This window comes from Actinoplanes sichuanensis (genome assembly GCF_033097365.1).
Lineage (GTDB): Bacteria > Actinomycetota > Actinomycetes > Mycobacteriales > Micromonosporaceae > Actinoplanes > Actinoplanes sichuanensis.
Map to the genome: position 1 here is coordinate 9,830,295 of NZ_AP028461.1, position 15,070 is coordinate 9,845,364.

The following is a 15,070-nucleotide window of genomic DNA, read 5'->3' on the forward strand; positions in this document are numbered from 1 at the left end:
TGGGTGTGAGTCCGGCGGGCGCTGGTTCGCAGGGTGCGGGTCCGGCGGGCGTTGGTTCGCAGGGGGTCGGTTCAGCGGGCGTGGGTCCCCAGGGCGTGGGCCCGGCGGGCGCTGCGTCCCAGGGTGCTGGTTCGCAGGGTGATAACCCGCAGGGTGTCGGTGCGATGGGCGCCGGTTCGCAGCACGGCGGTCCTCGGAACGCAGGCTCTCTGGGTGCCGGTTCTTCGGGGGCCGGCTCTGCGAACGCCGGCTCTGCGGGCGGAGGCGCAGCGGCCGCTGCTGCGGCTGCTCGGAGTGCGGCGTCGGCGGCAGCACCAGTTGGCACGGCTGCGCCCACCCCACCGGCGGCGCCGGCCCGGTCGGCTGCGATGGAGGCGGCGCGGGCGGCTGCGCGTACCGGAGTCGAGGGAGCGAGTGGCGCGGCGGCCGCGCGGGCCGCATTGGCCAATGCCCGCAGCGGTGGGGCCGCGCCTCCAGCGGGCCGTGCGGCACCGAATCGTCCGGCCGCGGGTGGCGCCGGACGTTCCTGGTCCGACGCGCCGCCGGTGGAGGAAGCGCCCTACGACCCGGAATATGACGGTCCCCCGTCCGCCTACGAGGGGTTCGATCCGGGTGACGAGCCGCTCGACGAGGTCATCGACGAGAAGACCGCCCGCCAGAGCAGTGAGGAGCAGGCGATCCAGTTGCTCCGAGAGGCGTTCGGGGCCGAGAAGATCGCCGAACTCTGACCCCGGCCCGCCGCGGCTCGTCGCCCACCAGTCGGCCGGTGCCTGGCTCGGCGGTCGCGGTCCGCGAGGTGGCCTGTGGTGCGGATCGTCCCGGGGCAGACCCGAGGGCCGGGTGCGGGAGGTGGTCTGTGGTGCGGATCGTGCCGGAGGTCGCCGTGATGCTGGTGGCCGGATGTGGTCGGGAGCGGGTCGTGCGCCGCCGCGGTGGGGTTGTCGTGGCGTCGGGGTGGGCATGGAGTGGGCGGCGGCTACGCTGGCGGCGGTAACTTCGACCGCCGCGCCGTATCGACGGTGGACAACGAACCGATTAGATGAGGAGCGGTGCCATGCGGCCCGGTGCACAGCCGAACATGCAGCAGCTCATGAAGCAGGCGCAGAAGATGCAGGCGCAGGTTGCTCAGGCACAGGCCGAGCTGGCCGAGGCCGAGCTGACCGCGAGCGCCGGCAACGGCCTGGTGACCGTGGTGATCACCGGTCTGGGTGAGTTCAAGTCGGTCAAGATCGACCCGAAGGTGGTCGACGCGGACGACGTGGAGACGCTGGAGGACCTGGTGCTCGCGGCGATCCACAGCGCGGCCGAGGCGCAGCGGGAGTTGGCCGAGACGAAGATGGGCCCGGCGACCGGCGGCTTCTCCCTGCCGGGGTTCTGATCCCGTGTATGAAGGCGCCATCCAGGACCTGATCGATGAGCTGGGTCGACTGCCGGGCGTCGGCCCGAAGTCGGCGCAGCGCATCGCCTTTCACGTCCTCTCCGCGGATCCGGCCGATGTGAACCGGCTGGCCACCGCGCTGCGCAAGGTCAAAGACCTGGTGCGTTTCTGTACGACCTGCTTCAACGTGGCCGAGTCGGAGCAGTGTCGGGTCTGCCGCGATCCACGCCGTACCAACGAGGTGTTGTGTGTGGTGGAGGAGCCGAAGGATGTCGTGGCCATCGAGCGCACCGGCGAGTTCCGGGGGCGCTATCACGTGCTGGGCGGGGCGATCAATCCGCTCGAAGGCATCGGGCCGGACAATCTGAAGATCCGTGAGCTGCTGTTCCGGGTCGGGACGGGTGAGGTCAAGGAGCTGATTCTGGCCACCGACCCGAACACCGAGGGCGAGGCCACGGCGACCTACCTGGCGTTGCTGATCAAACCGATGGGCCTCACGGTGACCCGGCTGGCGAGTGGCCTGCCGGTCGGCGGTGACCTGGAGTACGCGGACGAGATCACGCTGGGTCGTGCTTTTGAGGGGCGGCGCGCCGTCTGAGCGCTCTGTGTTGGGGTGGTTGCGTTACGAAGCAGCCCTGTAACAACACGATTGGATACCAACGGCTCCCCGGAAACTTACCGGGCGGTTAATGTCCGTCGCATCGGTGGCACACTCCACCGCGTTGACCACCCCCACAAGGCAGAGGTGAAGCACGATGCGTCCATCGAGGCGGAGGGCCGCGATCGCGGTTGCCGCAGTCGCTGTTCTGGCAGCTTCCGGCTGCGCCGAGAGCGAGCGTGACGGTTCGGACGGCGCTGCCGTCAAGGACACGCTGGTCTTCGGCGTCGCCGGTGACCCGAAGGTGCTCGACCCGAGCCTCGCCAGCGACGGTGAGTCGCTGCGCGTCGCCCGGCAGATCTTCGAGACGCTGGTTCGCCCGGAGGAAGGCGGCACCAAGGCCTCGCCCGGTCTGGCGGAGAGCTGGACCCCGGACGCGGCCGGCACCACCTGGACGTTCAAGCTCCGGTCGGGCGTGAAGTTCCACGACGGCACGGACTTCAACGCCGAGGCGGTCTGCGAGAACTTCAACCGCTGGTACAACTCGACCGGCCTGATGCAGAGCCCGGACGTCACGCCGTACTGGCAGGACGTGATGGGTGGCTTCGCCAAGAACGAGGACGCGGAGCTGCCGCCGAGCCTCTTCAAGTCCTGCACGGCGAAGGACGCCACCACGGTCGACCTGGCGTTCACCCGGGTCTCCAGCAAGATCCCGTCGGCGCTCATGCTGCCGTCGTTCGCGATCCACAGCCCGGCCGCCCTCAAGCAGTACGAGGCGTCGAACATCGCCGGCACCGCGGATGACATCAAGTACCCGTCGTACGCGATGGAGCACCCCACCGGCACCGGCCCGTTCAAGTTCAAGACCTGGGACAAGGCCAACAAGTCGCTGACCATCGAGCGCAACGACGCCTACTGGGGCGACAAGGCCAAGCTCAAGACGGTCATCTTCAAGACCATCTCGGACGAGAACGCCCGTAAGCAGGCGCTGCGTTCCGGTGACATCCAGGGCTACGACCTGGTGGGCCCGGCCGACGTCGAGCCGCTGAAGACCGAGGGCTTCAACGTCCTCACCCGCCCGGCGTTCAACATCCTCTACCTGGCGATCAACCAGAAGGGCAACCCGGCGCTGGCCAAGCCCGAGGTGCGCCAGGCGATCTCGTACGCGATCAACCGTCAGGCCCTGGTCGACTCGAAGCTGCCCCCGGGCGCGAAGGCCGCCAGCCAGTTCATGCCGGACACGGTCGAGGGCTGGAACGCCGACGTCAAGAAGTACGACTACAACGTCGAGGAAGCCAAGAAGCTGCTGGCCGCGGCCGGCGCGAGCAACCTGAAGCTCAAGTTCCACTACCCGACCGAGGTCACCCGGCCGTACATGCCGAACCCGAAGGACCTGTTCGAGCTGGTCTCGGCCGACCTGAAGGCGGTCGGTATCGAGGTCGAGGCGATTCCGCTGAAGTGGAGCCCGGACTACCTCAACGCCACCACCTCGGGTAGTGCGCACGACCTGCACTTCCTCGGCTGGACCGGCGACTACGGCGACGCCTACAACTTCATCGGCACCATGTTCGACCGGCAGAAGGACGAGTGGGGCTTCAACAACCCGGCTCTCTTCGCCCAGTTCAAGGACGCCGACACCACCGCTGACAACGCGCAGCGGGTGGAGAAGTACAAGGCGCTGAACGCTGCGATCGCGGAGTTCGCTCCGGGTGTGCCGATCTCGCACTCGCCGCCGGCGATCGTGTTCGGCAAGGGCCTGACCGGCATCACGCCGAGCCCGCTGACCGACGAGCGTTTCGTCGGGGCCACCTTCTCCTAAGTCGTAGCCGTAATCCGGCATCTCCCTATTGCTCTACCGGCGGGCGGGCGTCATACCCTGACGCTCGCCCGCTGTCGACCTCCCACCTTACGAGGCGGCCTTGATTCGGTTCATCGTGCGACGACTGCTACAGCTGATTCCGACGCTGTTCGGTCTGTCGATCCTTCTGTTCATCTGGTTGCGCCGCCTGCCCGGCGGCCCCGAGACCGCGATCCTCGGTGAGCGCGGCACCCCGGAGCTGCGTGCGCAGATCCGGCGGAACCTGGGCTTGGACGAGCCGCTGCTGATCCAGTACGGCCGGTTCATGAAGCGCATGCTCAAGCTCGACCTGGGCACCTCGATCTCGACGAAGCGCGAGGTCATGACCGAGTTCCTGGAGCGTTTCCCGGGGACGGTGGAGCTCACCATCACCGCGATGATCATCGCGATCGGTGTGGGCATCCCGCTGGGCTATCTCGCCGCCCGCCGTCGGGGCAGCTTTCTGGACAGCGCCTCGGTCGGTGGCTCCCTGATCGGCATCTGCGTCCCGGTGTTCTTCCTGGCGTACGTGCTGAAGGCGATCTTCTCGGAGAACCTGCACCTGTTCCCGTCGAGTGGCCGGCAGGATCCGACCCTCGGCGCCACGCGGGTCACCAACTTCTTCGTCCTGGACGGGCTGATGACCCGGGAATGGGATGCCGCGCTCGACGCGCTCTGGCACCTGATCCTGCCGGGTATCGCCCTGGCCAGCATCCCGCTCGCGATCATCGTCCGGATCACCCGGGCGAGCGTGCTGGAGGTGCTGAGCGAGGACTACGTGCGGACCGCACAGTCGAAGGGCCTTACCGAGCGTACGGTTCGCGGCCGGCACATCCTGCGCAACGCGATGCTGCCGATCGTCACGGTGATCGGCCTGCTCACCGGTGGTCTGCTCTCCGGGGCGGTGCTGACCGAGACGGTGTTCGCCTTCAGCGGTATCGGAGCGTTCCTCTATGAGGCGATCAGTAACCGTGACTATCCGGTTCTGATGGGCTTCATCATGATCATTGCCGTCTTCTACGTCCTGGTGAATCTGCTGGTCGACCTGTCGTACAGCCTGATCGACCCGAGGGTGAGGGTTCGATGAGCACCAAGACCGACAAGATCGACGCGCTGAGCGAACTGTCCGCGGTCAAGCAGGACGAGCACGGCGTCAGCCTGTGGACCGAGGCGATCCGGCGGGTGCGCCGGAACCCGAGCGCCCTCATCGGCATCGGCATCCTGCTGCTCTTCGTGGTGGTCGCGATCGTCGGGCCGTGGCTGGCCCCGTATTCGCCGACCGACACGATGGGCATCCGGGAAGGCGTGATCAAGCCGGGCTCCATCCCGGGGCCGTCGGCCGAGCACTGGTTCGGCTACGACCACCAGGGCCGTGACGAGTTCAGCCGGATGCTCATCGGCGCCCGGCAGACGTTGCTGGTCGGCATCATCTCCACCCTGATCGGTCTCACCCTGGGCGCGTTGATCGGTGGCGTCGCCGGTGCCGCCGCGGGTCTCGGCGGCCGGGTCGGCAAGGCCGTCGACTCGGTGCTGATGCGTATCGTCGACATGCTGCTGGCCCTGCCCAGCCTGCTGCTGGCGGTCAGCATCGCGGCCCTGCTCGGTGCCAGCCTGACCACCGTGATGATCGCGGTCGGTGTGGTGTCGGTGCCGATCTTCGCCCGGCTGCTGCGGGGCGCCATGGTCGCCCAGTCCGGTGGCGACTACGTGCTGGCCGCGACCTCGCTCGGGGTCAAGCGGCGCCGGATCGCGCTCACCCACATCGTGCCGAACTCGCTGGCCCCGGTGATCGTGCAGGCGACGCTGACGCTGGCCACCGCGATCATCGAGGCGGCCGCGCTGTCCTTCCTCGGACTGGGCAACCCGGACTCGTCGACCCCGGAGTGGGGCCTGATGCTCGCCGACGCCCAGCCGTACCTGGATGCCCGGCCCGGTCTGGCGATCTATCCGGCGATCGGCATCATCATCACCGCGCTCGGGTTCACCCTGCTCGGTGAGGCGTTGCGCGAGGCACTCGACCCGAAACTGCGGAAGTGAGGCCGCGATGCCACTGCTAGACGTCAAGGATCTGTCCGTCACGTTCGAGCGGCGCGGTCAGCGCACCGTCCGGGCGGTCGACGGGGTGTCGTTCTCGGTCGAGGCGGGCGAGGTCGTCGGCCTGGTCGGCGAATCCGGCTGCGGCAAGAGCGTCACCTCGCTGGCTCTGATGGGCCTGCTGCCGAAGCAGAAGGGTGTGAAGATCGGCGGCTCGGCGATGTTCAACGACACCGATCTGCTCAAGACCGACGAGCGGACGATGCGGGACATTCGCGGCCGGGACGTCGCGATGATCTTCCAGGACCCGCTGTCCTCGCTGAACCCGGTGGTCCCGATCGGTATCCAGGTGACCGAGGTGCTGGCCCGGCACCGCGGCCTGACCGGCGAGAAGGCTCGCGTCGAGGCCACCGACCTGCTCAACCGGGTCGGTATCCCGGACCCCACGCGGCGGCTCAAGGAGTACCCGCACCAGCTCTCCGGCGGCATGCGGCAGCGGGCGCTGATCGCGATGGCGGTCGCCTGCCGGCCGAAACTGCTGATCGCCGACGAGCCGACCACCGCGCTCGACGTGACCATCCAGGCACAGATCCTGGAACTGCTGCGTGGGCTGGTCAAGGACTCCGGGACCGCGCTCGTCATGATCACGCACGACCTCGGTGTGGTGGCCGGTATGTGCGACACGGTCAACGTGCTATACGCCGGCCGGGTCGTCGAGTCGGCCCGCCGGAAACCGCTGTTCGCCGAGCCGCGGCACCCGTACACCACGGGGCTGCTGGGTTCGGTTCCGCGCCTCGACTCGGGCAAGGGCGAGCGGCTGCACGCGATCCGCGGTTCGGTGCGTGACGTCCTGCCGTGGCCCGACGGGTGTGCGTTCGCCCCGCGGTGCGATCGGCGCGTCGACGCCTGTGTCGGCGAGCCTCCGGCGCTGGTCGAGGGCATGCACCGGCACGCGTACCGCTGTGTCAATCCCGAGTCGCGGACCGTGGAGGTGTCATCGTGACCGAGGCGCTGGTCGAGGTCGACGACCTCAAAGTGCATTTCCCGATCAAGCGCGGTGTCTTCCTGGACCGGGTGGTCGGGCATGTCAAGGCGGTCGACGGCGTCGACCTACGGATCGCGAAGGGCGAGACGTACGGGCTGGTCGGCGAGTCCGGCTGCGGCAAGTCCACCCTGGGCCGTGCGTTGCTGCAGCTCACTCCGCCGACCGGAGGGAAGGTGACCTTCGACGGCACCGAGCTGACCACGCTGCCGGCCAAGCAGCTGCGGTCGATGCGCCGGCGCATGCAGATGATCTTCCAGGACCCGATGTCCAGTCTGGACCCGCGTCAGAACGTCGAGTCGATCCTCACCGAGGGCCTGCACGCGCACGGCCTCGGCGGTGACCGGGCCGAGCGGCGGAAGATCATCGCGAAGTCGCTCGACGCGGTCGGCCTGCCGCAGTGGGCGCTGTCCCGCTACCCGCACGAGTTCTCCGGTGGCCAGCGGCAGCGCATCGGCATCGCCCGGGCCGTGGTGCTCAACCCGGACCTGATCGTCGCCGACGAGCCGGTCTCGGCACTGGACGTGTCGATCCAGGCGCAGGTGATCAACCTGCTGGAGGAGCTCCAGGACGAACTGGGCCTCACCTACCTGGTGATCGCCCATGACCTGGCGGTGGTCCGGCACATCTCGGACACGGTCGGCGTGATGTACCTGGGCGCCCTCGTCGAGGAGGCACCCAGCGACGACCTCTACCGTCAGCCGCTGCACCCGTACACGCGGGCGTTGATGTCGGCCGTTCCGGTGCCCGACCCCGAGGTCGAGGATCGGCGCGAGCGCATCCTGCTCGCCGGTGACCTGCCGTCACCGGCGAATCCGCCGTCCGGTTGCCGCTTCCACACCCGGTGCCCGTGGGCGCAGCCGACCAAGTGCCGCGACGAGCGGCCCGGGCTGCGGATCATCGGGACCGGTTCGCACCGGGTGGCCTGCCACTGGGCCGAGCAGATCGAATCCGGGGAGATCCGGCCGCACGCGGTGAAGGCCGAGGTCGTCGCGGACGGTGCCGGGGCGAAGGACGCCCACGGCGCCCTGCACTCCGCATTGGAGACTCCCGGCGGTCCGGTGGTCTGAGAACCTTCGTGGTACGAGAAGAGGCCGCTCCCGTGTCGGGAGCGGCCTCTTTCGTCGGTTCCGGTCTCAGAACATGAACAGTGGCCGGTCCGCCTGCCGGAGGTACTCGCAGCCGACCCCGGTGTCGGCACCGGACGTCTCGGCGAACAGGACGCAGTTGTCGCCGAGCGAGGACCCGTCGGCGCCGCCGTCGACGGTGTCGATGCCGTCGCCCTGACCGGCGTCCAGGTAGTCGTCGCCGGCCTCGCCGTAGAGCTGGTCCCGACCCTCGTCGCCCTCGACGGCGTCGTTACCGGCACCGCCACGGATCACGTCGTCGCCTCGGCCTCCGGCGAACTTGTTGGCCGAGCCGTTGCCGGTGAGCCGGTCGTTGCCGCTGCCGCCCCGCACGTCCTCGACGTCCCAGCCGACCGTGTCGCGTTCCCCGGCCTGGCCGTCGTCCCCGGTGACACCGTCGAGGTCCACGGTGACCGCGCGCGTGCGGTCCTGGTAATCGACGAAGTCCTCGCCGGTACCGCCGAACAGCACATCGGCGCCGGTCTCGGCGTAGAGCCGGTCGTCGCCGGCCCCGCCCTCCAGCCGGTTGTCACCCGAGCCGCCCTGCAGGATGTCGTTGCCGCCGAGTCCCAGGAGGGTGTCGCTGCCCAGGCCGCCCTGCAACTCGTCAGGGCCGTTGGTACCGACGAGACGGTCGTTGCCGAGACCACCCTGGATCCGGTCGATGCCGGTCAGGGTGTCGCCTTCGCCCTTGGCCCCGTCATCACCGGTGACCCCGTCGGAGTCCGCGCTGATCGGCTTCCGCCGGTTGGAGTAGTCGGCGAGATCGCTGCCCGCGCCGCCGGAGATCAGGTCGCGGTCCGAGTACGGCACCGGGTAGTCGTTCGGCCCCTGGTCCCACTCCTGGTAGAAGTAGTCGTCGCCGGCGCCGCCGTACTCGCGGTCGTTACCGGCACTGCCGACGAGCTGGTCGTTGCCGTCGCCACCGGCCAGCGCGTCGCCGCCCCAGTCGCCGTTCAGGCTGTCGTTGCCGGCCTCGCCCCAGAGCCGGTCCGCGTCGTCGCCGCCGCTGAGCGAGTCTCCGCCGGCCCGGCCGTAGAGCCGGTCGGCGCCGGCCTCACCGATCAGCCGGTCGCCCCGGGGGCCGCCGACCAGGACGTCGTTGCCGTCGCCGCCGTTCGCGGAGATCGCCAGGTCGGAGCGGTTGGTCACCGAGTCGTTCTTGGCGCCGAGGTAGAACAGGACCCGGGTCGGTGTCTTCGCCGTGGTGCAGCGGACCCGGGTCTTGTCGCCCTTGACCGCCTTGCAGCCCTTGCCGGCTTTGACCGTCACCCGGTCGTCGATCGTGACGGTGTTGCCGGAGCGGGTCACGACGACCCGGTTGACCTGGCCCGAGCCGGCCACGAATCTGATCCGGGTGCTGTCCACAACGGATGCGGCACCCACGGACGCGGCCTGCGCCGGGACGCCGAACGCGAACGTGGCGGTCAGTGCGGCGGTGCCGGCACTGACTATTCGGAAAGCGCGAGCCACAGTGGAGTCCCCCGTCTTCGATGCTGATCGAGTAGATCATCGTCGCTACGGGTGCGTCTCGTCCAGTGGCGGTGACCATCGCATTCAGCCCGGCGGTCGCGTTTCGGCCGTGCGCCGTCGCGGCGTCGCGTCGTAGGTGCGGAAGTAGTGGTTTCCGGTGCGGGCCACGGCGTACCGCATAGGGGTTATGACCAGGGGATCTCGGGAGATCGGTGGAAACGTAGACCGTCGCGGACCCATCGCGGGCCGTAGGCCCCCAAGCGGGATCGGAACGAGGCCCAGTCGTGGGTGGCGCGCGGTGACCAGCCGATCTCGGCGATGGCGACCAGCCGGGGGAAGGCCAGGAACTCGATGTCGTCCTCGGTGCGCAGCGTCTCCGACCAGAGGGGTGCCTCGACGCCGAGGATGCTCGCCGCGGGGATGCCGGGGAGCAGGGTCGCCGGATCCCAGCCGTACGCGGTGCTCACCTCGATCGCCCCGGCCCAGTCGAGGCCACCGGGGGTGAGGAGGTCGTACTCCATGTCGAGGTAGGTGCGGTTCGCCGGCGACATGATCAGTCTCGCGCCGGCGGCGACCGCGGTGGCGACCGACGGGTGGTTGCGTTCGCGGCCCCAGAACTGCAGGACCGATCGGGTGGCCGCCGGTGACTGGCCGATCTCGTGCCAGCCGTAGGGGATCTTGCCGTACTTCTCGACCAGTGGGAGGACACGGCGCTGGAACGCCAGATAGCCGCCGTGCGGGGTGGCGAACGTCTCGTCGCCACCGATGTGCAGGTACGGGCCGGGCGTCATCTCGGCCAGTTCCCGGATGACGTCTTCGACGAACCGGTAGGTGATCTCCTCGCGCACGCAGAGGGTGCTGTAGCCGACCCGCATGTCGGTACGCGGTCGCGGCGCCACCCCGTCGCAGGTCAGCTCGGGATAGGCGGTCTGGGCGGCGTTCACGTGACCCGGCATGTCGATCTCCGGGATGATCGTGACGTTGCGGTCGGCGGCGTAGCGGACCAGTTCCCGGTAGTCGGCCTTGGTCAGAAAGCCGCCACCGGCCCCGCCCACCCCGGTGCCGGGCGCGCCACCCACCTCGGTCAACCTCGGCCATGCGTCGATCTGGATGCGCCAGCCCTGGTCGTCGCTCAGATGCAGGTGCAGGTGATTGATCTTGAAGCGGGCGATCCGGTCGATGTGGGTACGGATCTCGTCCGGCGTGTGGAAGTGGCGGGCCAGGTCGAGCATCGTGCCTCGGTAGGCGTACCGCGGCCGGTCGTTGATCGTCCCGCCCGGAACGATCCACTCTGCTCGCCGCGGAGAGTCCGCCTCGATCGCCGTCGGCAGCAGCTGGCGTAGGGTCTGCACCCCGTTGAAGAGGCCGGCCCGTTCGGTGGCCAGCAACTCGACGCCGTCCCGGTGCACGGTCAGGCGGTAACCCTCGGCCCCGTGACCCGGCTCCCGGCGCAGCCGGATCGAGTCCTCCGTCGGCCGGGTGCTGATCGGCAGGGCGAAACCGGTCGCCGGCCGGAGGATCGCGGCGAGCTGATCGGCGATGTCGTCGTCGCCGACGATCGTGGTGTCCGAGGTGATCCGGAAGTCGTCACCCGGAGCCGGTACCGCCTCCGCCACCGCCGGAAGAACGCTGGTCAGAGCGATCGGCATGCGTTCCGGGGCTGGCCCGGCCGAGGTGGTCGCGGTGACCAGCGGCAGGGCTACGACCAGGGCCACGGCCAGACGGGGAACACGCACCCGCCCGACCGTAGCCACCGAGGTCCAGCGATCAGCGCTCGCAGTTGGTCAGCACGTCGTTCGTCGCCCGCTCGCAGAGGTCGCCGTCGGTGCCGTTGGCGCCGCCGTCCAGGCGGTCCGAAGCCGTGCCGTCCGGCCCACCGGAGAGACCGTCGTCACCGGCGCCGCCCCACAGCCGGTCCCGGCCCTCATTACCGATCAGGGCGTCGTTACCGCCTCCGCCGACCAGGACGTCGTCGCCCCGCGACCCGTACAGGACGTTACGAGCGCTGTTGCCGGCCAGCCAGTCGTTGCCGTCACCGCCCTGAAGGTTCTCCACGTCGGTACTGATCGTGTCGCCTTCGCCGCGGCCGCCGTCGTCACCCTTGACGCCGTCGTTGTCCGCGGCCACCGCACGTTCACGGGCGATGTAGACGACCTCGTCCTCGTCCGGGCCGCCGACGAACAGGTCGGCGTCGGGCAGGTCCGGGTCGTACGTCTGCCAGAACTTGTCGGCTCCGGCGCCGCCGTACTCACGGTCGTTGCCGTCCATGCCGAACAGGCTGTCGTGGCCGTTGCCGCCGGCCAGGGCGTCGTTGCCGCGGTCCCCGGAGAGGTTGTCGTCGCCGTCGCCGCCCCACAGCCGGTCGTTGCCCTCGTCACCGTTGAGGTAGTCCCGGCCACCGTTGCCGAACAGCTGGTCCGCGCCGGTGTCGCCGTAGAGCAGGTCGGCGCCCGGACCGCCGTAGATCTTGTCGTTGCCGGTGCCGCCGTTGGCCGTCATACCCAGGCCGGTGCGGTTGACGACGGTGTCGTTGCGGTCGTAGGTGTAGACGCGGACCCGGGTGGGCGGCTTGGCGGTCGTACACCTGACTTTGGTCTTGTCGCCCTTGACCGCTTTGCAGCCCTTACCCGCGGTGATCGCGACCCGGTCGTCGATGGTGATCGTGTTGCCGGAGCGGGTCAGCAGGACCGAGTTCTGCTTGCCGGCGGCCGCCTTGTACTGCACCTTCGTGCCGTCCACGACCGAGGCGACCCGGGTCGTGGCGGCATCCGCCGGCGAGGCGATCATCGTGGTCGAGACTGCGGTGAGCAGAGTGAGCGCGGCATGGCGCCGCCAGTGTGGACGTGACACCGGCTCATCCTGCGACGGATCTCGACGGCGATCAATCAGCCGTCCGGGCGGTGGAGGAGGCCGACGGCGATCGCGTGGACGGCGTCCACATCGGCCGGATCGGTCAGTCTCGCCCGGCCGCCGGTCACCGCATACCACTCCTCGGCGTCCTTGTACTGCACGGACAGCACCGCCTCGCCCGCCTCGGAGAGCTCGGTACGCAGTGTGAGGTCGCCGGTGACGACGCCGACCTCGTCGGTCATCACGCCGCCCGGTCCCGGCACGATGTCGGTGGTCTTGCTCATCAGCAGGTCCCCAGCATGTCGGTGAGGGCTTCCTTCTCCTTCTGCGTGACAGTCAGTTTCCAGTAGCTCTTCACCTCAATCCAGTCCTTGGCATACGTGCACCAGGCGTCCTTCGCCGGCGGCTTCCAGGTGGACGGGTCCTGGTCACCCTTCGACCGGTTCGACGAGGCGGACACGGCGAACAGCTGCGGCCGGTCCAGGTCGTTGGCGAAGTCACCGCGCTTGTCGTTTGTCCACTTGTCGGCGCCGGAACGCCAGGCCGCGGCGAGCGGAACCATGTGGTCGATGTCGACCTGGGTGGGCGTGTCGATCTTCTTGCCGTCGTACCAGCTGTCCCAGCTGCCGGCGACGACGTTGCAGCCGGAGAACTTGACCTTGTCGCCGTCGCGTTTGAGCACGGTGTCACGGACATCGCAGTTCTCCCCGGCGTCTCGCCAGTGCGGGAACTTCTCCCGGCTGTAGCCCTTCATCGAACCGGCCACGGCCACGGTCAGGGTGTCGAGAGCGGACGTCGAGGAGCCGCCGCCGGCGCTCGGCGGGTTGACCGGACCACCGGGGTCGCCGGCGGAGGTCACCTCACAGCCGGAGGCGACGACGAGAGTCATGAACAGTGCGAGAACTGAGCTACGTGGGGCCACGTAACTCAGTCTCGTACCGGATCTTGCAGTGCGCCAATCAGCGGGCGCGGTTGATCGCGCTCGTCACCGCTTTGATGGATGCGCTGACGATGTTCGCGTCGATGCCGACGCCCCAGACGGTGAACTCGCCGACCTCGACCTCGACATACGCCGCCGCCTGCGCGTCGCCGCCGGAGGTCAGTGCGTGCTCGTTGTAGTCCAGCACCCGGGCGGTGATCCCCAGCGGGGCGATGGCCTGCACGAACGCGTCGATCGGGCCGTTACCGACGCCGACCAGCGGCCGCCGCACCCCGCGGTGGAACACCTGCGCGTCGATCTCCACCTTGCCGTCGACCGTGGCGGTGCTGTAGCTCTCCAGCTTGAACGCGGTCGCCACCTGGCGCTCGACCAGGTACTCGTCGGCGAAGTAGTCCCACATCTGCTGCGGGGAGACCTCGCCGCCGTCGGAATCGGTGTGCTGCTGCACCACTCCGGAGAACTCGATCTGCAGCCGCCGCGGCAGGTCCAGCTTGTGCTCTTCCTTCATGATGTACGCCACGCCGCCCTTACCGGACTGCGAGTTGACCCGGATGACCGCCTCGTAGGTACGGCCCACATCCTTCGGGTCGATCGGCAGGTACGGCACACCCCAGGTGAACTCGTCGATCTCGGTTCCCGCGGCGTCGGCGTCGGCCTGCAGCGCCACGAAGCCCTTCTTGATCGCGTCCTGGTGGGAGCCGGAGAAGGCGGTGTAGACCAGGTCACCCGCGTACGGGTGCCGCTCGTGCACCGGCAGCTGGTTGCAGTACTCGACGGTCCGCTTGATCTCGTCGATGCTCGAGAAGTCCACCTGCGGGTCGATGCCCTGGGAGAACAGGTTCAGCCCCAGTGTCACCAGGTCGACGTTGCCGGTCCGCTCGCCGTTGCCGAACAGGCAGCCCTCGATCCGGTCGGCACCGGCCAGCAGGCCCAGCTCGGCGGCCGCCACGCCGGTGCCCCGGTCGTTGTGCGGGTGCAGACTCAGCACGATGCTCTCCCGCCGCGGCAGGTGGCGGTGCATCCACTCGATCGAGTCGGCGTACACGTTCGGCGTGGCCATCTCGACCGTCGCCGGCAGGTTGATGATCAGCGGTCGGTCCGGGGTCGGGTCGATCACGTCGATGACCGCCGAGCAGATCTCCAGCGCGTACTCCAGCTCGGTGCCGGTGTACGACTCGGGCGAGTACTCGTAGAAGATCTCGGTGTCCGGGGTGTGGATCTCCGCATACTTCTGGCAGAGCCGCGCACCACTCGTCGCGATGTCGGTGATGCCGTCCTTGTCCAGGCCGAACACCACTCGCCGCTGCAGCGTCGAGGTCGAGTTGTAGAAGTGCACGATGGCGCGCTTGGCGCCGCGGATCGACTCGAAGGTCCGGTCGATCAGGTGCTCCCGGCACTGCACCAGCACCTGGATGGTGACGTCGTCCGGGATCAGGTCCTGCTCGATCAGCTGCCGTACGAAGTCGTAGTCGGTCTGGCTGGCCGCCGGGAACCCGACCTCGATCTCCTTGTAACCCATCTTCACCAGCAGCATGAACATCCGCCGCTTGCGTTCCGGGGACATCGGATCGATCAGAGCCTGATTACCGTCGCGCAGGTCGACCGCGCACCAACGGGGCGCCTTCTCGGTCACCCGGGTGGGCCACTGCCGGTCGGGCAGATCAACGGCGAATTGCTTCTGGTACGACTCGTAGCGCTGGAAAGGCATGGCGCTGGGACGCTGAGTATCAAAAACGGACATGTGGGACTGCTCCAGTCAAGAGAAAGACGAGCAGGCGGCGCGCGTCACCT

General features: G+C 68.7%; 12 protein-coding genes and 1 pseudogene. 7 read left to right on the top strand and 6 right to left on the bottom strand.

Annotated elements, in window-relative coordinates:
• The first annotated feature begins 1,078 nt into the window (after positions 1-1,078).
• The 7 genes from Q0Z83_RS45160 to Q0Z83_RS45190 all read left to right on the top strand — a co-directional run bounded on the left by Q0Z83_RS45160 (position 1,079) and on the right by Q0Z83_RS45190 (position 7,959).
• The gene (locus Q0Z83_RS45160) at positions 1,079-1,378 is read left to right on the top strand and encodes a YbaB/EbfC family nucleoid-associated protein (protein ID WP_378079111.1); all 300 of its coding nucleotides are present in this window, start codon (positions 1,079-1,081) and stop codon (positions 1,376-1,378) included.
• A 4-nt stretch (positions 1,379-1,382) separates the two neighbouring features.
• Positions 1,383-1,976 (top strand): recombination mediator RecR, encoded by a 594-nt coding sequence (recR, locus tag Q0Z83_RS45165; RefSeq protein WP_093619379.1) that lies wholly within the window; start codon positions 1,383-1,385, stop codon positions 1,974-1,976.
• Between the two features lie 157 nt (positions 1,977-2,133).
• Positions 2,134-3,795: an ABC transporter substrate-binding protein gene (locus Q0Z83_RS45170; protein WP_317789691.1), complete on the top strand. Its 1,662-nt coding sequence runs from the start codon at positions 2,134-2,136 to the stop codon at positions 3,793-3,795.
• A gap of 100 nt (positions 3,796-3,895) precedes the next feature.
• On the top strand, positions 3,896-4,900 hold the full coding sequence (locus Q0Z83_RS45175; protein WP_317789692.1) for an ABC transporter permease: 1,005 nt from the start codon (positions 3,896-3,898) through the stop codon (positions 4,898-4,900).
• The gene (locus tag Q0Z83_RS45180; protein WP_317789693.1) at positions 4,897-5,850 is read left to right on the top strand and encodes an ABC transporter permease; all 954 of its coding nucleotides are present in this window, start codon (positions 4,897-4,899) and stop codon (positions 5,848-5,850) included. Before Q0Z83_RS45175 ends, Q0Z83_RS45180 begins: the two co-directional genes overlap by 4 nt.
• 7 nt (positions 5,851-5,857) lie before the next feature.
• Positions 5,858-6,850 carry an ABC transporter ATP-binding protein gene (locus Q0Z83_RS45185; protein WP_317789694.1) on the top strand — a complete coding sequence of 331 codons (993 nt, stop codon included), beginning with the start codon at positions 5,858-5,860 and terminating at the stop codon, positions 6,848-6,850.
• Positions 6,847-7,959, top strand: coding sequence for an ABC transporter ATP-binding protein (locus Q0Z83_RS45190; RefSeq protein WP_378079095.1), 1,113 nt, complete (start codon positions 6,847-6,849; stop codon positions 7,957-7,959). The genes Q0Z83_RS45185 and Q0Z83_RS45190 overlap by 4 nt, the downstream gene beginning before the upstream one ends.
• 66 nt (positions 7,960-8,025) lie before the next feature.
• On the opposite strand, the gene Q0Z83_RS45195 is transcribed toward Q0Z83_RS45190, so the two are convergent.
• The 6 genes and pseudogenes from Q0Z83_RS45195 to leuA form a co-directional block, all read right to left on the bottom strand.
• A complete protein-coding gene (locus tag Q0Z83_RS45195) occupies positions 8,026-9,489 on the bottom strand; it encodes a calcium-binding protein (RefSeq protein ID WP_317789695.1) in 1,464 nt (487 codons plus the stop codon).
• Between the two features lie 185 nt (positions 9,490-9,674).
• On the bottom strand, positions 9,675-11,225 hold the full coding sequence (locus tag Q0Z83_RS45200; protein WP_317789696.1) for a beta-N-acetylhexosaminidase: 1,551 nt from the start codon (positions 11,223-11,225) through the stop codon (positions 9,675-9,677).
• 31 nt (positions 11,226-11,256) lie between these two features.
• Complete coding sequence (locus Q0Z83_RS45205) at positions 11,257-12,339, bottom strand: calcium-binding protein (protein WP_317789697.1); 1,083 nt, start codon at positions 12,337-12,339, stop codon at positions 11,257-11,259.
• Positions 12,340-12,374: 35 nt separating this feature from the next.
• Positions 12,375-12,614 (bottom strand): annotated as a pseudogene (locus Q0Z83_RS45210) (hypothetical protein); the annotation flags it as partial.
• A gap of 8 nt (positions 12,615-12,622) precedes the next feature.
• On the bottom strand, positions 12,623-13,228 hold the full coding sequence (locus Q0Z83_RS45215) for an HNH endonuclease family protein (RefSeq protein ID WP_317789699.1): 606 nt from the start codon (positions 13,226-13,228) through the stop codon (positions 12,623-12,625).
• 70 nt (positions 13,229-13,298) lie between these two features.
• Positions 13,299-14,987: a 2-isopropylmalate synthase gene (leuA, locus tag Q0Z83_RS45220; RefSeq protein WP_378079096.1), complete on the bottom strand. Its 1,689-nt coding sequence runs from the start codon at positions 14,985-14,987 to the stop codon at positions 13,299-13,301.
• Between the last annotated feature and the right edge of the window lie 83 nt (positions 14,988-15,070).